This is a genomic window from Flavobacterium lipolyticum (genome assembly GCF_020905335.1).
GTDB classification, from domain to species: Bacteria; Bacteroidota; Bacteroidia; order Flavobacteriales; family Flavobacteriaceae; genus Flavobacterium; species Flavobacterium lipolyticum.
The window spans coordinates 2,688,801-2,711,621 of sequence record NZ_JAJJMN010000001.1; the positions used below are offsets into that span (position 1 = coordinate 2,688,801).

24 protein-coding genes are annotated in these 22,821 nt (G+C 35.8%); 15 read left to right on the forward strand and 9 right to left on the reverse strand.

What is annotated here, in order from left to right:
- The first annotated feature begins 78 nt into the window (after positions 1–78).
- From LNQ34_RS11680 to LNQ34_RS11695, 4 genes are read left to right on the forward strand one after another with little or no spacing between them, the layout of a single operon-like run.
- Complete coding sequence (locus LNQ34_RS11680; RefSeq protein ID WP_202702103.1) at positions 79–720, forward strand: hypothetical protein; 642 nt, start codon at positions 79–81, stop codon at positions 718–720.
- A gap of 10 nt (positions 721–730) precedes the next feature.
- Positions 731–1,420: an SCO family protein gene (locus LNQ34_RS11685; RefSeq protein WP_229999834.1), complete on the forward strand. Its 690-nt coding sequence runs from the start codon at positions 731–733 to the stop codon at positions 1,418–1,420.
- A gap of 2 nt (positions 1,421–1,422) precedes the next feature.
- Positions 1,423–1,962, forward strand: a complete 540-nt coding sequence (locus tag LNQ34_RS11690; protein ID WP_017497895.1) for a DUF420 domain-containing protein — start codon at positions 1,423–1,425, stop codon at positions 1,960–1,962.
- Positions 1,955–2,257 carry a hypothetical protein gene (locus LNQ34_RS11695; RefSeq protein ID WP_229999835.1) on the forward strand — a complete coding sequence of 101 codons (303 nt, stop codon included), beginning with the start codon at positions 1,955–1,957 and terminating at the stop codon, positions 2,255–2,257. The genes LNQ34_RS11690 and LNQ34_RS11695 overlap by 8 nt, the downstream gene beginning before the upstream one ends.
- A gap of 79 nt (positions 2,258–2,336) precedes the next feature.
- Here the strand turns inward: LNQ34_RS11695 and LNQ34_RS11700 are convergent, their stop codons facing one another.
- Positions 2,337–3,743 carry a DUF4403 family protein gene (locus LNQ34_RS11700; RefSeq protein ID WP_229999837.1) on the reverse strand — a complete coding sequence of 469 codons (1,407 nt, stop codon included), beginning with the start codon at positions 3,741–3,743 and terminating at the stop codon, positions 2,337–2,339.
- A gap of 180 nt (positions 3,744–3,923) precedes the next feature.
- Here LNQ34_RS11700 and LNQ34_RS11705 point away from each other — a divergent pair, with 180 nt between their 5' ends.
- The 7 genes from LNQ34_RS11705 (at position 3,924) to tsaB (ending at position 11,757) form a co-directional block, all read left to right on the forward strand.
- Positions 3,924–4,625 (forward strand): ABC transporter ATP-binding protein, encoded by a 702-nt coding sequence (locus LNQ34_RS11705; RefSeq protein WP_017497898.1) that lies wholly within the window; start codon positions 3,924–3,926, stop codon positions 4,623–4,625.
- Entirely contained in the window at positions 4,618–5,862 is a 1,245-nt protein-coding gene (locus tag LNQ34_RS11710; RefSeq protein WP_202702099.1) for an ABC transporter permease, read from the forward strand. The genes LNQ34_RS11705 and LNQ34_RS11710 overlap by 8 nt, the downstream gene beginning before the upstream one ends.
- A gap of 2 nt (positions 5,863–5,864) precedes the next feature.
- The gene (locus tag LNQ34_RS11715) at positions 5,865–7,130 is read left to right on the forward strand and encodes an ABC transporter permease (protein WP_202702098.1); all 1,266 of its coding nucleotides are present in this window, start codon (positions 5,865–5,867) and stop codon (positions 7,128–7,130) included.
- A gap of 40 nt (positions 7,131–7,170) precedes the next feature.
- Positions 7,171–8,286, forward strand: a complete 1,116-nt coding sequence (locus LNQ34_RS11720; protein WP_202702097.1) for an efflux RND transporter periplasmic adaptor subunit — start codon at positions 7,171–7,173, stop codon at positions 8,284–8,286.
- An 80-nt stretch (positions 8,287–8,366) separates the two neighbouring features.
- Positions 8,367–9,749: a TolC family protein gene (locus LNQ34_RS11725; RefSeq protein ID WP_202702096.1), complete on the forward strand. Its 1,383-nt coding sequence runs from the start codon at positions 8,367–8,369 to the stop codon at positions 9,747–9,749.
- 6 nt (positions 9,750–9,755) lie between these two features.
- The gene (locus LNQ34_RS11730) at positions 9,756–11,048 is read left to right on the forward strand and encodes an efflux RND transporter periplasmic adaptor subunit (RefSeq protein ID WP_229999839.1); all 1,293 of its coding nucleotides are present in this window, start codon (positions 9,756–9,758) and stop codon (positions 11,046–11,048) included.
- A gap of 34 nt (positions 11,049–11,082) precedes the next feature.
- The gene (gene tsaB / locus LNQ34_RS11735) at positions 11,083–11,757 is read left to right on the forward strand and encodes a tRNA (adenosine(37)-N6)-threonylcarbamoyltransferase complex dimerization subunit type 1 TsaB (RefSeq protein ID WP_202702094.1); all 675 of its coding nucleotides are present in this window, start codon (positions 11,083–11,085) and stop codon (positions 11,755–11,757) included.
- Positions 11,758–11,763: 6 nt separating this feature from the next.
- Here the strand turns inward: tsaB and LNQ34_RS11740 are convergent, their stop codons facing one another.
- The 3 genes from LNQ34_RS11740 to LNQ34_RS11750 form a co-directional block, all read right to left on the reverse strand.
- Positions 11,764–12,576 carry a mechanosensitive ion channel family protein gene (locus tag LNQ34_RS11740; protein ID WP_202702093.1) on the reverse strand — a complete coding sequence of 271 codons (813 nt, stop codon included), beginning with the start codon at positions 12,574–12,576 and terminating at the stop codon, positions 11,764–11,766.
- A gap of 87 nt (positions 12,577–12,663) precedes the next feature.
- Positions 12,664–13,071, reverse strand: coding sequence for a YtxH domain-containing protein (locus LNQ34_RS11745; protein ID WP_229999840.1), 408 nt, complete (start codon positions 13,069–13,071; stop codon positions 12,664–12,666).
- A gap of 161 nt (positions 13,072–13,232) precedes the next feature.
- Positions 13,233–14,132, reverse strand: coding sequence for a NifU family protein (locus LNQ34_RS11750; RefSeq protein ID WP_202702091.1), 900 nt, complete (start codon positions 14,130–14,132; stop codon positions 13,233–13,235).
- Positions 14,133–14,278: 146 nt separating this feature from the next.
- Here LNQ34_RS11750 and LNQ34_RS11755 point away from each other — a divergent pair, with 146 nt between their 5' ends.
- Positions 14,279–15,268 (forward strand): PorP/SprF family type IX secretion system membrane protein, encoded by a 990-nt coding sequence (locus LNQ34_RS11755; protein ID WP_202702090.1) that lies wholly within the window; start codon positions 14,279–14,281, stop codon positions 15,266–15,268.
- 9 nt (positions 15,269–15,277) lie between these two features.
- Positions 15,278–15,796 (forward strand): gamma carbonic anhydrase family protein, encoded by a 519-nt coding sequence (locus tag LNQ34_RS11760; protein ID WP_229999842.1) that lies wholly within the window; start codon positions 15,278–15,280, stop codon positions 15,794–15,796.
- 81 nt (positions 15,797–15,877) lie between these two features.
- Here the strand turns inward: LNQ34_RS11760 and LNQ34_RS11765 are convergent, their stop codons facing one another.
- The 5 genes from LNQ34_RS11765 to LNQ34_RS11785 all read right to left on the reverse strand — a co-directional run bounded on the left by LNQ34_RS11765 (position 15,878) and on the right by LNQ34_RS11785 (position 20,024).
- A complete protein-coding gene (locus LNQ34_RS11765; RefSeq protein WP_202702088.1) occupies positions 15,878–16,594 on the reverse strand; it encodes a LytR/AlgR family response regulator transcription factor in 717 nt (238 codons plus the stop codon).
- Positions 16,595–16,731: 137 nt separating this feature from the next.
- Positions 16,732–17,838, reverse strand: a complete 1,107-nt coding sequence (locus LNQ34_RS11770) for a sensor histidine kinase (protein ID WP_202702087.1) — start codon at positions 17,836–17,838, stop codon at positions 16,732–16,734.
- Entirely contained in the window at positions 17,839–18,111 is a 273-nt protein-coding gene (locus tag LNQ34_RS11775; RefSeq protein WP_229999843.1) for a DUF4907 domain-containing protein, read from the reverse strand.
- Positions 18,112–18,160: 49 nt separating this feature from the next.
- Complete coding sequence (locus LNQ34_RS11780) at positions 18,161–19,165, reverse strand: Kelch repeat-containing protein (protein WP_202702085.1); 1,005 nt, start codon at positions 19,163–19,165, stop codon at positions 18,161–18,163.
- Between the two features lie 16 nt (positions 19,166–19,181).
- Positions 19,182–20,024, reverse strand: a complete 843-nt coding sequence (locus LNQ34_RS11785; protein ID WP_229999844.1) for a DUF6268 family outer membrane beta-barrel protein — start codon at positions 20,022–20,024, stop codon at positions 19,182–19,184.
- A 231-nt stretch (positions 20,025–20,255) separates the two neighbouring features.
- Between LNQ34_RS11785 and LNQ34_RS11790 the strand changes: the two genes are divergently transcribed.
- Both LNQ34_RS11790 and bamG read left to right on the forward strand, forming a co-directional pair.
- Positions 20,256–21,584, forward strand: a complete 1,329-nt coding sequence (locus tag LNQ34_RS11790; RefSeq protein ID WP_229999845.1) for a DUF4270 family protein — start codon at positions 20,256–20,258, stop codon at positions 21,582–21,584.
- Entirely contained in the window at positions 21,585–22,820 is a 1,236-nt protein-coding gene (bamG, locus tag LNQ34_RS11795) for a BamG family beta-barrel-assembly machinery protein (RefSeq protein WP_229999846.1), read from the forward strand.
- The last annotated feature ends 1 nt before the right edge of the window (position 22,821 follow it).

A 22,821-nucleotide genomic window follows, 5' to 3' on the forward strand; every position in this document is an offset into this window, starting at 1 on the left:
CATGATATTAATTCGAAAAGAGTCCCGATAACATCGGGATTTTTTTATTTTTGTACCTCAATAACTTGTACAGATATAATGAAAAAAAATATAGTTCTCTTTGCTCTTTTTGTTTTGCCAATTGTAGCCTATTTGTTTTTTGCTTCAGGGGTTAACAGCTTTACTACACTTCCTGTTATAACGCCAAAAATTAAAGATTTCGGTGATTGGAAATCCCTGAATGGAAAGAAAGTTTTGTTGGATAAAAAGATCACGGTTCTTGGTTTTTCAGGGTCTGAAATTTTAAGCAATCGAGGGAATTACTTTAACTTAAACGAAAAAATTTACAAGCGCTATAACGGTTTTGAAGATCTCCAGTTTGTAATACTTTGCCCGTTGGGAACCGAAGCCGATGCACAAAAAGTAGTAGATGCTCTTAAACCTTTTACAGACGTGAAAGGCTGGAACTTTGTCTTCGCTTCACCTGAGGAAATTCAGGCATTTTACGATCAGCTAAAGTTAAAAGGAAAATTAGATCAGAATCTTGGAACTCCGAATGTTTTTATCGTCGATAAAGAAAGAAATCTTAGAGGAAGAAAAGATGCAGCTGAATACAAAGAAGGGTATGACACTTTTCATCCTTCAGAGCTAAGCAATGAAATGCTGGATGATTTTAAAATCATTTTATACGAATATCGTGCTGCTCTAAAAAAGAATCACAACGCAACTAAACAACTTTAATCTTTCTATCATGTTTAAGAATAAATCATATATCGGTATTTCGTTTATTATTTTAATTTTTGGAATTTATGCCGTTCCTAAAATTGTTGACAGAGTTAAAAACGGAGACATTGTAAAAGGAAACCGTCTGGACAATGTAGGATTGAAAACTTCAAAGGCTGATGGTAAATTGATGAAAATTGGACCAGCGCCGAAATTTGAATTGACCAATCAGGACAATGCTAAAGTTTCGAATGATACTTACAAAGGAAAGGTTTATGTGTTAGAATTTTTCTTCACAACTTGCCCGTCAATTTGTCCGAAAATGAATTTAAGCATGCTGGAGATCGAAAAGACTTTTTTCGGAAATCCAAATTTCGGAATCGTATCCATCACAATCGATCCTAAACATGATACGCCGCAGGTTTTAAAAGAACATGCTAAGTTATTAGGAGTAAAATCTTCTACCTGGAATTTCTTAACGGGGGATAAAAATACGATCATGGAATTGTCTAATAAAGGATTCAATTTATATGCCGGAGAGAATGAAAAAGTGAGCGGTGGTTTTGAACACTCAGGTTTGTTCGCTTTAATTGATAAAGAAGGAAATATTCGTTGCAGAAAAGATGAATTCGGAAATCCAAATATCTATTATGACGGATTAGATAAAAAAGGAGTTAGAGACATACAGGAAGATATTAAAATATTATTAGAAGAATAGAAATGGAAGATCATTCATTAGAGAAAAAATTCAGTAAGTTTATTGTTGCGGTTTCAATTGTAATTCCACTTGTGGTAGCCATTTTATTTGGTGTAAAATTGAAAGACTTAGGAATTGAAGTTGAACCGCTTTCGTTTCTGCCTCCAATTTACGCAACAACAAATGGTATTACCGCTGTAGTTTTAGTTTGGGCTGTATTGGCCATTAAAAATGGAAAACGTAAGCTCCATGAACGCTTAATGACTTTAGCGATTGGGCTTTCGGTAGCTTTTTTAGTAATGTATGTGGCGTATCACATGACCTCCGATTCTACTAAATTTGGCGGTGAAGGAGCAATTCGTTATATCTATTTCTTTATTTTGGTGACTCATATTTTATTGTCTATTGCCATTATTCCATTGGTATTAATAACGTACGTACGTGCATTGGCAAAACGCTTTGACCGACATAAAAAAATTGCTAAAATAACATTTCCGCTATGGTTGTATGTTGCAGTTACCGGTGTTGTGGTTTACTTAATGATTTCTCCTTATTATGCTTAAAATGGAAAATAGATTAAAGAATAAAGAAAATAGAAAAGCAATTAGAAGTAGGTTTGCGAATTTTTTATCAACGAAATGCTTCTATATTCTTGCATCTATTCTCTTTTCGCTAAGCGCAAATGCTCAATGTGCCATGTGTCGTGCAGCGCTTGGTGGAGATTCAAATGTTAAAAAAGCAGAAGCAGTAAATAATGGAATCGTATATTTAATGGTTATTCCGTATTTATTGGTGGCAGTAATAGGTGTTCTGATTTACAGAATGTACCAGTCAAAAAAGAAAAAAACAGATCATTAGTCAATTAGACAATTAGATAATGTGGTAATTCATTCATTATCTAATTGTCTCATTATCTAATTATCTCATTACCTAATTATTATTTCAAACCGTTAACCGAGACATTTACGGTACCGTTTATTTTGATAAAGGCAATAATGGCCTGATTGGTTAGTTGAATTTTATCAAACTGGATGTCTTCCATTTTTCCATTGACAAAAACACCTGGCAATGGAGAATAGTTTTTAAGATAAGCCGCCATGTTTTTCTTGCCTTCCTCTAAATTGGGTTGTATCGAATAACGACAGCTCTCTTCCATTTTTCTTAAAACATACCCCTGACCCAACCAGCTTGCCGTGCGCATTAATCTGCTTTTGGTATCTAAAACGTAATCCAGTTTTTCAAAGTAAATTTCTTTAGTCTGAGGATTGTATTGAGGAAATCCGTTTAAATAAAGCGTTCCGTTTACAGAGCCTAAAACATCTAGAGCAATAACCATCTTTCCGTTTTTATGCCAGATGGATACATTTTTTACCGTCACTTTTTTGCTGCCCGAACCAAATTCCTGACCTGCAAAATTCTTCGTCATAATCTTTGAAGCATCAACATAGGTAGATATGGCAGCAATGTTTGCTGAAATCTGATTCGGAACTTTAGCGACAGGTTTCAATATGATTTTATTGGCACTGAATTTAGATTCAGGTTTTTTGCCTACGATGGTTTCCATGTTGCATTTCATTCCCATGTCCAGTAAAAACTGATCATTTTTTAATTTGGCATTGGTTGAATACACTTCAACAGGAACAATTCTAAGCCAGCTTTCGTAAGTGTCACTCAGTTGAAAAGGAGTGCAGATTTTTTCTAAGGCAGTTAAAACATTTGGTTTGAAATCCATTGATTTTTCGATAGCCTCGTCTATTTTCTTTTCAATTTTTGATTTAAAAATAGAAATTGCAGGGTTTATTAGATAGGTAATAGGCATGCTTTTACCAAAAATCTGCATGGTCGGACTTTCGCTCCAGTCTAATGATTTAAACTCCGTTTTAGTGTTTAATTTCCAGTTTGTCAGTGCCACTTCACTGGACAGGGTAATCACACCATTCAGATTAAACTCTCTGATGTCGTAAAGTTCAACGCCCAGTTTTTTGGTACCGATTCGGTATTTAACAGTGGCTTTTAAAGGCAGGATTGTTTTTATCTTCTTGTCTGGGTTTGCGGGGTCATTTTGAATTTTTATAGGCGCCTGCTTCCAGATTTTCATTTCGATATCGTCGTCGTCGATCGTATTGTCTTCATAAATCAATCCGTTTAAAAGTGTATTGGTTTGATTTTCAATATCGCTAAGTTTTACTGTAATTGGTAAATTGATAAAGGAGGGGTTTGCTTCGTAAACTAACGGACTTGCGTCATCCGGCTCCGGTTTTAGGGTTTCCAGTTTTTGGGCTGTAGAGCAGCCTGCAAGTACAGCAAGTAGGGTGAATAAGGAGATAATGGAAGAAAACTTCATCGTTATGATTTTTTTTAGTCTGACAAAATTAATAAAACAATTATATTATTATAAAAATGTGTAACAATTAGCAAACAAGTGAGTCTTATTCAAAGAAGAAGAGATAATTATTAACGTTTTCTTACCATAAAATAGTTAAGAAAAATGCTATTATTGTTTTAAAATTTAACAATAACCACCATGATTGAGATCAAAGATTTGCACAAATCCTATAAAATGGGTAGTTCGGAGTTACATGTGTTAAAGGGAATTAATTTTAATATTGAAGAAGGTGAGCTGGTTGCAATTATGGGATCGTCAGGATCAGGTAAATCAACGCTTTTGAATATTTTAGGAATTCTGGACGAGGCTGATTCCGGTAGTTATATTTTGGATAAAACCCCGATCAAAAAGTTAAACGAAACAATAGCGTCTAAATACCGCAATAAGTTTTTAGGATTTGTATTTCAGTCTTTCAATCTGATCAACTATAAAACCGCTCTCGATAACGTTGCAATGCCTTTGTATTATCAGGGAATCAAAAGAAAAGAGCGTTATGACATCGCGATGAAATATTTAGAGAAAGTTGGACTTGGTTCGCATTCTCATCACTTACCCAATGAACTTTCAGGAGGTCAGAAACAGCGTGTTGCCATTGCAAGAGCTTTGGCTTCAAATCCGAAAGTTTTATTGGCAGATGAGCCAACAGGAGCATTGGATACTAAAACTTCTTATGAGGTTATGGAACTGATTCAGGGGATTAACGATGAAGGAAAAACAATCCTAATCGTAACTCACGAACCTGATATTGCCGCAATGTGCAAAAGAAATGTAGTCCTGAAAGACGGATTAATTATCGATGATAAAAAGGTAGAACAAGTTAGAGCTTCATCTTATGTTTAATATTGAGCGTTGGCAGGAAATATTTGAGGCAATCTCTAAAAACCGGTTGAGAACATTTCTGACCGGAGTTTCTGTAGCGTCAGGGATTTTTATTTTGGTGATTTTACTTGGAGCAGGAAAAGGGCTTCAGAACGGAATCGAGAAACAATTTGAAAATGATGCAAAAGGAATAATTGAAGTCTGGTCTGAAGCAACAACCAAAGAATATAAAGGACTAAATCCGGGAAGGCAAATTCAGTTAAGAAATAGTGATTATGATCTTCCGGTTAAAAAGTTTGATGATGAGATTGATAAAAAGTCACCTGTACGTAGTACCTGGGGCGGGATTGTGAGTTACGGGAAAGAATCAGGAAATTATCTGTTTAGAGGGATTAGTTCGGATTATGTCTATCTTGAAAATGCAACTATTGTTAAAGGACGCTTCATTAATAATAGTGATATGATACATAATGCGAAAGTGGCGGCTATTGGTTTGAAGGTGGAGCAAGATCTGTTTAAAGGGCAAGAAGCGTTAGGAAAAGAGATTTTAGTCAATAATATTAATTTTAAAGTGATTGGGGTTTTTACAGATCCTTCAGGAGAGCGTGAAGAATCAAGGGTTTATATGCCTATGACGACGAATCAGCGCGCTTATGGAGCTGGTGATAAAATAGACGCAATGCAGTTTGTTTTAAATAAAAAAATGAATTATGAAGAGGCACTGGCGCAATCAAGAAAATTCACAGCAGAGGTAAAAGCCTTGTTGAAAAGCAAAAACGTTATTGCACCTGATGACAATAGCGGCATAGGTGTTTTTAATTCAGTGGAAGAAGCGAAACAATTTTATGATTTAAATCTGTATATCAGATTGTTCTTTTGGTGGGTTGGTATTTGTACGATCATTGCCGGAGTTGTGGGAGTAAGTAATATTATGCTAATCATCGTAAAAGAAAGAACAAAGGAAATTGGAATACGAAAAGCACTTGGAGCTTCCCCTTTTTCAATTATTTCGATGATCCTTCATGAATCTATTTTTATAACCACTATTGCTGGATTTATAGGCTTATTGGCTAGTTTAGCGTTATTGGAATTTGTGGGACCGCTGGTACAAAGTGAATATTTTAGAAATCCTGAAGTTGACTTTAGTGTAGCTTTAACCACGCTTGTACTGCTTGTATTTGCGGGGGCGATGGCAGGGTTTTTTCCGGCATATCGAGCAGCCAAAATTAAACCGATTGTAGCACTTAGAGACGAATAATTATGTTTAAAAAAGATAATTGGGACGAGATTTTACAGGCTCTGACAGCCAACGTTTTCAGAACCATTCTAACGGCATTCGGAGTGTTTTGGGGGATTTTTATTTTGGTCATTTTATTGGCAGCTGGTAATGGCCTGGAGAATGGTGTGAAAAAAGGTTTTGATGGGATTGCGACAAATACGATGTTTATGTGGAGTCAAACCACAACCAAAGCCTACAAAGGTTTGCCTAAAGTACGCCGTTATGATTTCAGAAATAGCGATGTTGCAGCATTAAAATCAGCTTTACCGGATCTGGTGTACGTGTCTCCACGAAATCAGCTGGGTGATTTTAACGGAACCAATAATGTAGTTCGTGGTACCAAAACTTCTGCATTTACCATTTACGGAGATTATCCGGAGTTGATTAAACAACAGCCGATGGATATCATTAAAGGGCGATTTGTCAATCAGCAGGACATTCTCGAAAGACGAAAAGTTGCGGTAATTGGTAAAGGAGTGACCAATGAACTTTATGGAAAAGAAGAAGAAGCGATTGGAACTTATGTGAAAATCAACGGGATCAATTTCATGGTGGTGGGGGTTTATAAATCAAAACAGCAAGGGGGGAATGCAGAGCAGGAGCAAAAAAATATATTTATTCCCTTTACTACTTTTCAGCAGGCTTTTAATTTTGGAGATAAAGTAGGGTGGATGGCACTAACCGCAAAAGACGGTACATCTATTACCGATTTAAAACCAAAAATTTTAGAAAAAATAAAAGCACTTCACTCCGTTAATCCTGCTGATGAAAGAGCGGTTGGGAATTTTGATTTATACGAACAGTACAATAAAGTGCAAAGTTTATTTAACATCCTAAAAATTATTGCCTATTTTGTAGGGACTTTGGTTTTGATTTCGGGAGTAATTGGTATTTCGAATATTATGCTTATTGTAGTGAAAGAACGTACCAAAGAAATAGGTATCAGAAGAGCTTTAGGAGCAACTCCTGCAGCGATTCGTGGGCAAATTTTATCTGAATCTATATTTTTAACGATTATTTCAGGAATGCTGGGTATTGCTGTAGCTACCGGAATTATCGCGCTCTTAAATATGGCTTTAGCTTCGATGCCACCGGATAGTAACACGATGTTTGCTAATCCAAGCGTCGATTTAGGAGTCGTATTTGTAGCTTTAATAATATTAGTAGGATCTGGTTTGCTGGCAGGGTTTATTCCGGCACAAACCGCAATTAATGTGAAGCCTGTAGATGCTTTACGAACAGAATAAATTATCAATCAGAATATAATCGAATTAAACTGAAAACACAATGAAAAAAGGAGTAACCGTAACCATTTTAATCTTTATTGCTATAGTTTTCTTTGGCGCACTGTATTACCTGTACGCTAAGAATCAAGAGTCTCCAATTGTATTTAAAACGGAGAAAGCAGAGATTAAAACCATTATCAAAAATACCATTGCAACCGGTAATATTCAGCCTAATGAAGAAGTCCTGATCAAACCAAACATCTCAGGTATTATCGAAGAAGTGTATATCAAAGCGGGAGAGAAAATTAAAGCCGGTGATCTTATTGCCAAAATTAGAGTTGTAGCCAATGTTTCTAACGTAAGCAGTACACAGAATCAGGTACAGACTGCCAAAATTGCTTTAGACAATCAGGAAAAAATATATCAAAGACAAAAAACATTGTTTGATAAGGACGTAATTTCAGCAAATGATTTTGATGCAGCACAATTAGCGTACAAACAGGCCAAACAAAACTATCTGGCAGCAAAGCAAAGTTTAGATATTGTTAAAACTGGAACAACAACTTCACTTGGAAGTTATGCCAATACGTTAATCCGTTCAACAGTAAACGGAATGGTACTGGCAGTTCCGGTAAAAGTAGGAAATCAGGTTATTGAGAGTAACAATTTTAATGAAGGAACTACTATTGCGAGCGTAGCTGATGTGGGAAGAATGATTTTTATTGGAAAAATTGATGAATCTGAAGTGGGGAAAATCAAAGAAAAAATGCCAATTGAAATTACCGTTGGAGCGATCGAGAATAAAAAATTTGAAGCTGCTCTGACCGATATTGCGCCTAAGGGAGTGGTAGAGAACGGAGCAATTCAGTTTGAAATTAAAGCAGCTTTGGTGAATAGAGATGCTACTTTTATCAGAGCAGGTTTAAGTGCAAACGCTTCAATTATCTTAGAAAAAGCAGATAAAGTTTTGGCAATAAAAGAATCACTGGTACAGTTCGATAAAAAAACGCAAAAACCCTATGTTGAGATTGAAACTAACCCTCAGAAATTTCAAAGAAGAGATTTAGTTTTAGGAGTAAGTGATGGAATTTATGTCGAGGTGAAAAGCGGAATCAAAGCTTCGGATAAAATTAAAATCTGGAATCAGGGTTTGATCAATGAAGAAGAAAATAAGTAATTTGAGCAAATAAAGAATTTTTGATTTTTAAAAAATGTTAAATTTGTGTAGTAGGGTTACTATGCTTTCATTCAAAATATATGAAAATAAATAAATATAATAGTCTGGTTTTTGCGGTGTTATTCGGGTTTGGCTTGTCTGGTCAGGCGCAAACCAAGAAATGGACTTTGGAAGAATGTGTTCGTTATGCATTAGAAAATAATATCACAATAAAGTTGTCAGAACTGGATGTTCAAAATGCAGCGATTGACAAAAGGGCTGCCTTTGGAAGTTATCTTCCGTCAGTAAGCGGCAATGCATCACATTCCTGGAACATTGGTTTGAATCAGGATCTTACAACCGGTCTTTTGCGTAATCAAACAACACAGTATTCTTCTGTAGGTTTAAGTGCGGGAGTCGATATTTATAAAGGTTTGCAAATTCAAAATACGTATAGAAGAACAAAACTTGCCATCATAGCTTCACAGTATCAATTGATGAAAATGCAGGAAGATATTTCGCTGAATGTGGCCAATGCCTTCCTTCAGATCCTTTCGAATAAAGAAGATTTAAAAATAAAAAAAGAACAGCTAACGATTGATGAAAAACGTTTGGCTCGTTCAGAGGAAATGGTTAATGCCGGGACTATTCCCAGAGGTGATTTGTTTGATTTAAAAGCAACTGTAGCAACTGATAAACAAAATATCACCGTTTCAGAGAATAATTTCTTAATCTCAAAATTGAGTTTGGCCCAACTTTTACAACTAAAAGAATTTACAGATTTTGATGTGGTAGATGATACTAACGCAAAAGATGAAAATAACATTATGGCTCAAACTCCCGATGAGATTTACAATAAAGCAAAAGAAACAAGAACTGAACTAAAACTGGCACAAACCAATCTTGAAATTGCACAGAAAAGTGTTACCATTGCAAAAGGAGCTTATCAGCCAACATTAAGAGGATTCTATGGATTCGATACTAGAGCGAGTTACAGTGACCGAACCAGATTGGATGAAAATAATAAACCATACCTAGTAGGGCCGGATCCAATATTTCAACAGTTTAGTGACAATAAGGGACATAGTTTTGGATTTCGTTTAGATGTGCCAATTTTTAACGGTTTTTCAGTTCGAAATAATGTAGAGCGTAGTAAAGTAAGTTTAGAGAAATCTAAAATAGATTTAGAGCAAAAAAGTTTAGATTTGCAACGTAATGTTTATACAGCTTTTACAAATGCAAAAGGAGCATTAAATACTTACGAATCGTCTACCGTAACATTAGAAGCAAGACAGCAGGCCTATAACTATGCGAAAGAAAAGTATGATGTAGGTTTAATGAATTCTTTTGATTTTACTCAGGCGCAAACATTGTTAACCAATGCACAGTCCGATGTGATCAGAACAAAATACGATTATATATTTAAAATAAAAATATTAGAATTCTACTTTGGAATTCCAATTGTTCCAATTGTTACAAAATAATTTATTATGTCTAAAAAAACGATTTATCTTTTAGTAGGTGGCGCAGTAGCACTTATTGCAGTTTTAGTTGGTCTTTCGAAAGCAGGAGTTATTGGGAATAAGGATGAAGGAACAGAAGTAGAAATTTCAAAAGTAATAGCTTCAACAATTGTTGAAACAGTTTCGGCAACAGGAAAAATCCAGCCTGAAATTGAAGTGAAGCTTTCGTCAATGGTTTCGGGAGAAATTATTGCGTTAAATGTAAAAGAAGGGCAGGTGGTTAAAAAAGGAGATTTATTGGTAAAAATAAATCCTGATTTGTACACCTCCGGTTTAGATCGTACTGTGGCTAATCTGTCAGGAACTAAGGCTGGTTTAACGCAGTCTGAGGCTAGTTATAATGAAGCAAAAGCAAATTACGACCGTAACAAAACGTTATACGAAAAAGGAGTAATTTCAAGATCAGATTGGGATAAGGCAATTTCGACTTATGAAGTAGCCAAGGCCACCAAGCAAAATGCGTATTACAATGTTAAAAGTGCTTCGGCATCGGTTACAGAGGCCAGAGACAACTTAGGGCGTACTTTAATTTATGCTCCTGCTGACGGAACTATTTCGGTTTTAAATGTGGAACTGGGAGAGCGTGTCTTAGGAACGCAGCAAATGGCCGGAACGGAGCTTTTACGTGTAGCCAACTTAAACAATATGGAAGTTGAAGTTGACGTAAACGAAAATGACATCGTTAAGGTGAAAATTGGTGACGAAGCTAACGTGGAAGTTGACGCTTATCTGAAAAAGAAATTTAAAGGTATCGTAACCAGTATTTCTAATTCGGCCAGTACAGCATTAACTTCTGATCAGGTAACAAATTTTAAAGTTAAAGTACGTATACTGAAAGAATCGTATCAGGATTTACTGGAAGGACAACCAAGTACTTATTCTCCTTTCAGACCTGGAATGACGGCTACGGTTGATATTCGTACCAAAACTAAAAACAATGTTTTGGCAGTGCCAATCAGTTCGGTTGTGGTTAAATCTGATACAGCTGCGGTAAAAGACTTTAAGGTAGAAGATCCAAACGAGGATAAAAAAGCAGCTCCGAAAAGCGATAAAAAGTTTGAGTGCGTTTTTGTAAAAGTAGGAAACAAAGCCAAAATTAAAATAATTAAAACCGGTATACAGGACGATACGAATATCGAAGTAATGACAGGATTGAAAGCAGGAGATGTTGTTATTACAGGACCTTATACCACTGTCTCTAAAGATTTGAATTCCGGAGATAAAGTAAAACTCAAAAAAGCAGATACTTCTAAGAAATAATTTGCGTCATAATAAAAATTTAAAATTACATACATTGTCTTTTATTCTCAATATTGAAACCGCTACCAAAAATTGCTCCGTATCCATTGCTAAAAACGGAGAAACCATTATATGCAGGGAAATCGCCGAAGAAGGTTATTCACATGCTGAAAAACTCCACGTTTTTATCGAAGAGGTAATTGCTGAAGCTGGTGTCGCGATTGAGGATTTAGTGGCTGTTGCCGTGAGTCAGGGACCAGGGTCTTATACCGGTCTGCGTATTGGGGTTTCGGCCGCGAAAGGATTGTGTTTTGCCTTAAATATTCCTTTGATTGCAGTTGATACTTTACAAACATTAGCTTCACAGGCTAAGGTTTCCGAAGGGAAAATTATTCCAATGCTGGATGCCAGAAGAATGGAAGTGTATAGCGAAATATTTGCAGCTGATTTAAAAGTGGAAAGAACAATTCAGGCTGAAATTATTACGGAGGATTCTTTTAAGGGGTATACAGAGACTGTGTATTTTGTAGGTGATTGTGCCGAAAAATGCAAAACAGTTTTAACCCAATCAAATTTTGTGTTTTTGGAAGAGATCAAATATCCTTCGGCTGCTGCGATGAGTAAGATCAGTTATGATAAATATCAAAAAAGCGACACTGTTGATGTCGCTTATTTTGAACCTTATTATTTAAAAGATTTTATGATGGCTCCTCCATCAAAAAAAGCATAAACCTTTTTATTTTTGAAGAGTATACGGCTGAACCGAAATTCCGGCTTCATCTAATGCCGCTTTACAATTCTCTAAAGTCTCAGAAAAAACAGCTCCATAATTAGCGTTTTTTGCCCATGGACGTACGGCAAACTCTACAGAACTTGCGGTTAAGTTTTTTACAAAAACCTCAGGAGCAGGTTTTTTAAGTACTTTTGGATTGTTGTTTAAAACGTTCAAAAGAATGTCCTTTGCCTTTTTTATATCAGAATCATACGAAACCGCAAAAGTCAAATCGGCTCTTCGTTCTCCTTGCATTGAATAATTGATAATGGTACCGTTTGATAAAGCTCCATTTGGAACAAAAACAGTTTGATTGTTAGCGGTTAACATCTTGGTTACAAAAATCTGAATTTCTACAACTGTTGCAATAACTCCACCTTGTGTTTCAATCGTATCGCCTACTTTGAAAGGTTTGAATACGATAATTAACATTCCTCCTGCAAAATTGGATAGAGAGCCCTGTAAAGACAAACCTACGGCAAGACCCATCGCTCCTAATATGGCAACAAAAGAGGAGGTTTCGATACCCAATTTTGAAATAAAGGTCACAAACAATAAAATTCGAAGTGCCCAAATCAATATGTCAGAGAGGAATCGGGTCAATGTGGGATCCAGATTTCTTTGGATCATTATTTTTGTGATGATTCTGCTGATTAATCGGATGGCATAGATTCCGACAAATAAAATGATGAATGCCGAGATTAATTTTGGAGAATAATCAATTAATACGTTAATAAATTTAGCAGCATAATTGCTAATCTGTTCTGAATTGTACATATTTTTAGAATAAAAAAACCTTCCCAAAGAGAAGGTATATTAGTTTTGCAAATATAAAAATATTTCCCGGTATAAGAAAAAGGAGTTTTATTCCTTGTTGGTAGTTCCATCAATAACATCATCAGCTTTAGTAAGCGTTTTTTCGCTGCTATCCGTTACGGTTTCTGAAACAATTGCTTTAGTTTCTCCGGTTAGTTCGGTGGTTTTTTCTTTTACAGAATCAATTACATCACTTATAGAATCAGATGCTTTTTCAACATACTCGCTAACAATATCTTTCGCCTGATGCGCATAATCCGTTGCTGTTTCAATCAGCGGTTCTGATGCTTCTTTGGCTTTTGCGAAAGTTTCTTCGGCGAAGGTTTCTGCTTTATCAATATAAGGAGCAGCGGCCTCTTTGGCTTGTTCAAAAGTGGTTTCGGCCTGATGTGCCAGATCAGTAGCAGAATCTTTGGCTGTGCCAAATAAGTTCTTAAAGAATGAAGATAATCCCATAGTCTTGATATTGATTGGTTTAGAATACAATATTAACTATTTTTAAAATAGTACAGCGTTATTTGATTAATAATTTGCTGATAATTAGTGAGATATATGTTTTAATTAAAAAAGCGCCTGCCAATGACAGACGCTTTCGGTATTTTATAAAGGATAAAAAATTAAGCGTTTACAGCCTCTACTTTTATGGCTTCGTCATTTAACATGCTTTTTAGCATATTTTCGATTCCGCTTTTTAAAGTAAAAGTTGAAGACGGGCAGCCACTACAAGCTCCTTGTAGAATTACTTTTACCGTTTTGTCCTCTTCATTATAAGAATCAAAAGCAATATTTCCACCGTCAGCAGCAACTGCCGGTTTTACATATTCTTCAAGAATGTTAATGATTTGTTGCGAAGTAACATCCAGTTTGTCAAATGCTTCGTCTTTTGTGATATCATTTTTTGTAGCCACTTCAATTAGACTTTCATCTAAAACAGTTCCTCCGTTTTCGATAAACTGCTTGATAAAAGTTCGTACTTCAAGTGTGATTTCCTGCCAGTCGTTGATGTCGTATTTGGTTACCGAAATATAATTTTCATCAATAAAAACTTCTTTTACATACGGGAATTTGAACAACTCTTTGGCCAGTGGAGAAGAAGCAGTCTGATCGATATTTTTATATTCAACCGCATTTCTTGTCAGCATTCTGCTCACCACAAATTTTAGAGCTGCAGGATTTGGAGTTGTTTCTCCATAAACGGTGATCGGCTGTTTTTTAGCTTTGGTTTCATCCGCATTAATGATTACGCCACCTTTGTCTACAAATGCAGTAATTTGTTCGGCAACGGCATCTTTTACATCCTCCCATTCTACAATACTATATCTTTCGATGGCGATAAAGTTTCCTGAAATATAAACGGTTTTTACAAACGGTAAATAAAACAATTGCTGTGCTAAAGGGGAGGCTTGTGCTTCGTCAATATTTTTGAATTCGAAACTTTGATTTTGAGTAATAAAATCTTCAAATTCGAACTTTAAGATTGTTGGATTTTGAGTTTCTTTTATGGTGATTTTTGTCATGAGTTGTAATTTTTTACAAATTTAGTAAAGTTATTTTTTGCTAATACCTACTATTTGATTTTTTAATAAAAGAATTAAGACTCTTTTCCAATAAATCTTATTAAATTTGTGGCGCCTCAAATTTATTAGATCAATATGATGTTTTTATGAAGTTTAGAATCAGAGTTTTATTGTTTTTTTTAATTGTATCAACCTACTCTTACTCACAAGAAGGGATACCAGTTTATTCGGACTATTTGTCAGATAATTATTACCTCATTCATCCGTCTATGGCGGGAGCGGCAAATTGTGCCAAAATTAGATTGACTGCCCGAAAACAGTGGTTTGGTCAGGAGGATGCTCCGTCTTTGCAAACCCTGACTTTTAATGGCAGGATAGGAGAGCGTTCAGGAGCCGGGATTATTATCTTTAACGATAAAAACGGTTACCATTCTCAAAAAGGGGTAAAACTTACCTATGCTCATCATATCTTGTTTTCCAGAGATGAACTCGATTTAAATCAGCTTTCATTTGGTATTAGTGGGGGAGTGATTCAGAGTCAATTGGATGAAACTAAATTTGGAACTACTTTTGACCCTATCGTTTTTGGTTCTATTCAAAAAGATTCGTACTTTAATTTAGATATTGGAGCATCGTACAACTATCTTGATTTTTATGCCCATGCAACAGTTCAGGGCGTTCTGGAAACCCGAAGAGAATTGTACACCGAATATGAAAGTAATAATCTGAGAAAGCTTCTTTTAAGCGCGGGATATGTTTTTGGAAAAAGAAGTAAAGTGACCTGGGAGCCATCTGTATTGTTTCAGGTGTTCGATAAAACAAAAGAAAAGACTATCGATTTAAACCTTAAGGCTTATAAAAATATGGATTTTGGAAGTCTTTGGGCTGCCTTGTCTTATCGAAAAGGTTTTAATGGTACCCAGTACGGCACTAATAGTGGAGTAGCTGCGCAAAAACTACAGTATATCACGCCAATCGTTGGGGTGAATTATAAAAATTTCATGTTTGCCTATACCTACTCTCAGGTTACCGGTGATGTGAAATTTGATACGGGTGGTTACCACCAAATTACACTGGGAATCAATTTATTTTGTAAAAAGGAACGTTACGACTGTAATTGCCCTGCCATTAATTAAAAATTTATTATGCTGATTAAATCTGTAAACGGAAAAACACCTTTGATTCCAGAAGATTGTTACGTGGCCGAAAATGCTACAATTGTAGGCGATGTGACTTTTGGAGATTCCTGCAGTGTTTGGTTTAATGCCGTTATTCGTGGTGATGTTAACTTCATTACTATTGGAAATAAGGTGAACATTCAGGATGGTGCTATCATCCATTGTACGTATCAAAAACACCCTACTATTATAGGCAGCAATGTTTCCATAGGACACAATGCCATTGTTCATGGCTGCACGATTCACGATAATGTTTTGATTGGTATGGGGGCTATTGTTATGGATAATTGTGTGGTTGAAAGCAACTCGATTATTGCAGCCGGTGCTGTCGTTACTCAGAATATGGTTATAACTTCAGGAAGTATTTATGCAGGTGTCCCGGCTAAAAAAGTAAAAGACATTGATCAGTCTGATTTTGCAGGCGAAATTGAGCGTATTTCAAACAATTACGTCATGTATTCCGGCTGGTTTAAAAACGAAGAATAAAAATAAAAATTTCAAAAATAAAATTCCAAATTCCAAAAGTGTCAAACCTTGGAATTTGGAATTTTATTTTTGAAATTTAATCTAAAGGTTGATTCTTTCGAAGAAAGAAGTCTTATAGCTTTCACTAATAGGAATACGTTTATCACTAATCAAAACTTTATTCTTCTGAATGGATTTCACGTGTTTTATATTGATGATATAAGAGCGGTGAATTCGGGAAAAACCTTTGTTCGAAAGCAGATTTTCAAGCTTAATTAAACTGATTAGTGTGAGAGTAAATTTGTTATCAATAGTATAAATTTTTACGTAATCTTTTAGTCCTTCAATAAATAGAATGTCAGAGAAATTCATTTTTACATTTTCGTACTCCGCTCTTACGAACATAAAATCCTGTTCCAGTTCCGGCGAAGTAGTGTGTTCTGAAATAACCTGAACCGTTGTGGTCGGATTTAATACCTGCTGTGCCCGCACGACCGATTTTAAAAACCGGTGAAACGGAATGGGTTTGACCAAATAATCGACTGCTCCGAGGTTGAAACCTTCAACAGCATAATCAGAAAAAGCAGTTGTGAAAATAACCAATGGTTTTTTCTCGATCGTATTTAAGAAATCGATTCCTGAGAAATGCGGCATCTGGATGTCCAGAAAAATCAAATCAACATTGTTTTGATTGATGAAAGAAATGGCATCAATGGCATTGTTAAAAGTATGGATCAATTCGAGAGAATCTACTTTTTGAACAAAATCTTCCAGCAATTCAACTGCTAAAGGTTCATCGTCTATAATTACACATTTCATCTGTTGAAGTTTTAGTTTTAAAGTTTTGTTTAGCGCCAAAAGTACTTTTTAACCAATAAAATAAGTTTTAAAATTATCATAAAAATACGTAGAAGAACTTTTGGCTTTTATAACAAAGTAACCTTATGTAAAAAGGTTTAATCTATCGCGGTTTGAATTTTATCCAATTCCAAATTCAAATGCACGCGAAAAAATTCGTCGTCTTGTGTGATATCAAGTTTATGCGCATTGGGATAAAGTAGATCCAGTCGGTTTTGAATGTTGACCAGTCCAATTCCTGAGTTGTCAGGATCTTTACTATAGTCTTCAATCGTATTTTCAATCCAGAAATCCAGACTGCTGTTTAGAATGAATATTTTAATTTTTACGTGAGCAGCACCTTTGTAATCGGTTCCGTATTTGAACGCATTTTCGACAAAGGAAATCAATAATAAAGGTTCAATAAATTTGTTTCTGGTGTCTCCATGAACATTGATTACGATGTCTTCAATATTGTTTAATCTGAGTTTTTGCAATTCAATGTAGTTCTGGATGTAATTGATTTCTTTTTCTAAATCGACCGTTTTGTTATCGGTTTCATACAGCATATAGCGCATCAATTCTGATAAGGTAACGATCGCATCCGGAACTAAATCTGATTTTTTGTGTGCCAGAGAATAAATACTATTTAATGAATTGAATAAAAAATGCGGATTGGTTTGTTTGCGCAGATAGATCAACTCTGTATTGGTTCGGTGTGTTTCGGCGATTAATTTGTTTTGCTGATTGTTGTAAAATTCGGTCAGTGTTCTGATAACTGCACTAATGGTAATGATCAAAATATAAAAAAAAGAGGGACCGATTTTAAAAAATAAGGGCTGTTTTGTAGCCACAAAAGTCTTTAGTCTCCCGCCTTTATGGATCAGTTTAAGAACTTCCGGCGGCGGTAAAGCTTTTACGACTCGTGTCTGAGCAAAATCAGGAATAAAATAATTGAGTCTGATAACCATAAAAAGTAAAATCAGGGCAGATACAAACACAAAGTACAGCCAGTACTTTTTTTCCAACAGCAAAACAGGAACCAGATAAAAATAGTTCAGATAAAACAAAACAATTCCTGTACCCCACTGCACATAAAAATCAGGACTAACTTTAAACGGACTTTCATAAAATTGAATTAATGAAGTCAGAATAAAGAAAATCCAAATGATACCATGAAATAGAATTTTGTTTGAACTGGTATTTCTAATCGTATCTACTGTCATTTATAATTTTATTTTTAATAAAATTAAGTCATTTTTGGTTATTGTGGGGGATCTATTTTGATGGAGTCTGGTTACTACCAGCTGAGCCATTTTTAGAGCATCACTTTTTGTACTAAAGCTTTTAGAGTCGTTTATTACCGGAATAATAGCCTGCTTGATAATGATTTTATCCTTTAAAGCAATCGAATAACCCCAACCTGACGTAGTTTTGAAGGCTTCGATCGTAAAAGGTTCCTTTTTCGCACAGGCTAAAAATTGTAAAATAAGTGCCATAAGCAATACATTCTTGCGGATTTTACTCCAGAAGAACGGTATTTTTATTTTAGTTGTCATTACTTGTTTGTGCTTCTAACGGTTTAAATTCCCACGCATCATCAAAATAGGTTGAACCCGTTCTTCCCAGCATATAAAAACCACGATTGTTGATGGCAAAGCCAACGGCATCTGTTCTGGTCGCCCCTTCCATAGGTGTTTTTTCTGCCCATAAATCCGTGGTGGGGTTATATTCCCAGATGGTTTTGATGTTATCTCCTCCTACAACATATCCCAAACCATTCATGGCAAAAGCAGAGGCATTTGAGCGAACAACAGCATAATCATCATTGTAGGAGCTGTCGTCTTCAGTATCTTTATCAATGTCTCGTTTTCTGGTCCATGCCTCAGTCACGGGATCAAATTCCCAAAAATCCTCCTGATATACTCCGTTATTAATTCCCGTTCCCAAATAAACTTTATCGGCAATTACAAAAGCAGTGGCATTACGTCTTTTATTTCCGCTAAAACCATTTACAAGCGTCCAGCTATTGGCTTGATCGTTGTACTGATAGAAATCTTTCAGGTAATTTCCATCATAACCGGTTCCAAAATAGGCTTTTCCACCCGCCTGAAAACCTACCGCTGCGTAGCGGCCTGTTCCGGCAAAATCAGTCTTTTGGACCCAGGTATTGCTGCTGGGATCGTACTGATAAAAATCTTTTAATTTATTAGTTCCGTCATAACCCAAACCAATATATCCTTTTTGATTTAAGGCAAAAGCCGAGGCAGAACTTCTTCCAATACCCGGAAGATCCGCTTTTTGTTCCCAGTAATCTCCCGTTGAATTATACGACCATAAATCTTTCAGATAAACATCTCCGGTATAACCTGTTGCGACATAAGCAAAATCGCCAATGACAAAACTGGTCGCACTGGATCTTGCGGGTCCGTCGAATGCCGATTTTTTAACCCAGTTTCCTATTAGCTCCTCGCTGCTGTCATTGCTGCAGCTTATAAAAAAGAGACCAGAAAACAGCGTCGCGAATAGTATTCCTTTTTTTAAATTATTCATAATGTATTAAGTTTATTTATTGTTTGTATTTGATGCCAATTCCTAAGACATAGCTGTTACCGGTATTAAAATCATAAACTCTATGATTGTCTTTGTCTGTTCTACTGTATTTCTTGTCAAAATCATAGCCGGCCTTAAAATTTAGAAACCAGTTCTGGTCTACATTTCTTTCATATTCGAATGCTGTAGTCATTTGCGACAGCGTAGCTTTCGCTGCGTTATCAATTCCTTGTTTTGCCTCATCCAGATGATAAAAATTACCGTTGAAGCTATTGGTCAGATTAAAAGTGTTGCGAATATTATTGGAGTACGAAATCTTTGAATCCGGGAAGCCAATTAGCAAACTGCTTTCATTGCTGAATTTATAATTGAAAGACACTACAGGTAAGAACTTAGGATTACCCAGTACAGCTGATCTCGAAATTCCAATTGTAAGTCTGGCTTTTGAATTGAACTGCTGATTCATTTCCAAACTTCCCAAAAGAGAAGTGTCATCCAGACCCGGACTGCTTTGAAAATTTACTGTGGGAACAATCGAAAAACTCATATTAAATGTATTGGAGAAATCATGTGAAATTTTAAAATTGTTTTTAATCTGATTGAAATGCTCCTGGTTCTCCCGTGTTTTGTAGCTGCCTGGTTCGTAATTCACGTTTAAATTCGAATACGCTAACGTGTTTGTTATTTTGTTTTTAGTGTCAGTCTTTTTGCTGTAGGATAGAACAATACTACTTTCTGTAAAATCAGCTTTTGCAGTTGGCTCTGTTTTTAAATCCAGGTTAATGCCAATAGTCTCCTGAGCTTCCATACTGAAAAACGAAATCAAAAAAAACGAACGAATTAGTATTCTTATTTTCATTACTTATTTATTGGTTCAAAAGTAGGAGGCTAGTGGTTTTAAAAAAAAGAAGATATATGTATGGCGATTTTTGATAGACTAAACAGCCGATTTCAAAGCCGAACGAGGTATTTGATGATGTAGATCTGTTATAGATATTTTTTGGCTGTTTATAGTGTAAAAAAGCATGACGGTATATGTTATGATGTGGCGCGAAAGAGTGCCATTTATATTTGTTCAAAAAATTAGAATATGCACAAGTACATAGGAATGTTATTTTTGGCGATGACTCTGTTTTCATGCGGAACCGATTCGGATACGGGTGAGTTTGTAGTGGGGTCTGATTATCTGGCCGTGGGCAATAAAGTTATTTTGATTGATACGATGACTGTGGAGATGTCAACCATAAATTTTGACTCTTTGATTACCTCCGGGAAAAACCGAATTTTAATTGGCAATTATGAAGATCCTATTTATGGAAAAGTGAAATCGAACAGTTATTTTCAGTTGGCTTCCGATTCTTATTCTTTAAAAAATGACGGATCTGATACAGAATCCACCAATTATGTTTTTGATTCTATTTCGATGATTTTGAAATATGATAAATATTATTACGGAGATACCACTAGAGTACAGACCTTCAATATTCATCGTTTAAATCAAAAAGTAAAACCAAACATAAACGATAAGAATTTTTACAATAATTCGGTTTTAAGTTATAGTGATGAAAGTCTGGGGACCATTTCATACAAACCCAGGCCAGTAGGGAAAGATTCGATTAGTCTTAAGATGGACAATGCTTTTGGAGTCGCTCTTTTTCAGAAACTAAAAAAGAGAGAAATCACAGATTTTGATAGTTTCAGCGAATATTTAAAAGGACTTGTTCTGGTTCCCTCTGTTTCGAATTCAGCAAACGTTATTGGCTTTCATGTTGCGTCGAGTAAGGTACGGCTGTATTATTCCAAATATCAGGCGAATACGGAAGAAGTTCCATATATCTTAGATTTTAAGATTTCGGATGTACAAAAGCAATTTAATGCAGTCTCGTTAGATAAAACAGGAACTATAATTCAAAATCTGCCTGCCTCGAATAGCAAGCTGTCCAGTGCATTAACCAATCGTCAGGGATTTATTCAGTCCGGTACCGGAGTTGCCTGTCGGATTGATTTCCCGAACATCAAACAATTGAAACGTATTTCGGCTAATGGTGCGATTGTAGATGCGCAATTGTTTTTAAAGCCTGTAAACAATACGTACTCAGAAAAATATCCGCTGGAAGATTCTTTAAAAGTTTATGTTAGCGATAATTTAAACCGGATCAGTACTTCGTTGGTCAATTCGGCTGGAACGGCAGTATTTGGTATTCTGAACAAAAAGAAGGATGAATTCAATGAGAATGTTGGATACTCGGTCCCAATTGGTTATTTTCTGCAGAAAGAAATGCTGAAGCAATCTAGTTCCAGATCTTCTCTTATCCTCACTTTGCCAGGGATTTCTAAGACAGTTAACCGGATTGTTTTAGGCGATCAGAAACATTTGAACAATAAACTCCTGCTTAAAATTTATTATATCTCTTATTAAATGAAAAGTAAAATTGCCTGTTTAAGCTGCCTCATTTTGATGTCGCTAACGTCGTTTTCTCAAAGTATTTCAAGTTCTCCTTACTCGCTGTATGGTTTAGGAAGTGTGTACGATTCTGATTTTGGAAACATTCCTTCTATTGGGTCTTCAGGAATTGCTTTGCCTTCTGCCACTTTTATCAACAATCTAAATCCGGCATCACTGGGATATTTGCCGCAGAATCATTTTATGTTTGATATTGGAGGAAAAGCTATTTCGACTACTTATCAAAGCAGTTCAAGAAGTGAAAGCCGCAATAATTTTCAGTTTTCCCATTTGGCTTTTGCTTTTCCGGTGACTAAAAACTCAGGATTTAGTATCGGAATACGCCCGTATTCAAGTGCTACTTTTAAAATCTCGAATTTAAAATTACCGATCGAAAACAGCCAGGATTTTTACTATTTAACGGCGACTGGTTCCGGAGGATTAAATAATCTGGATTTGTCTTACGGCTACCGATTTGGTAAGAAATGGTCTGTTGGAGCTTCGGCCTCTGTGTTGTTTGGAAATACAAAAGACAACAGAAGCTTCTTAATTATGAATTCCATTACAAGTATTCAGAAAAAGACACATTACAATGGTCTTCGGGCAACAGTAGGTGCGCAGTACCAGGTGGATTCTACTCTTACCATTGCGACAACATTTAAAGTGCCGACCCAGATTAGAGCATCCAAAGTGCAAACCGTTCAAACTATTGCCGATGATGTTGTCACAACTATAGAGTCTGATGTGGCTTCAGACACAGACGATTATTATATGCCTTTAGAAATGGGTATCGGGATCAGTAAACGCTTTAAGAACAACTTAAACATGACGCTGGATTACGAAAAAAGCTTGTGGGGCAGTACCAATCAATCTGAATTGTACGGCAATTTCGTAAATCAGGATCGGTTTGCCCTGGGATTCACATACAGAGGAAGGAAAAATATCCGTAAATATTGGGATAGGGTTCAGTATGCCGCCGGTGCAAACTTTGACACCGGTTATCTGGAAATTGATGGCAAAAGAATCCATAATGCCGCAATTTCAATAGGACTTAATTTACCTCTGGAAAACACCTATTCGTCTTTAAATATTTCCTATTCGTACGGACAAAGAGGAAGGGTTTCGGATAACCTGATCAAAGAAAATTATCATAAAATATCCCTTAATTTATCCTTGGACGGAATTTGGTTCGTTAAGCGAAAATTTGAGTAAC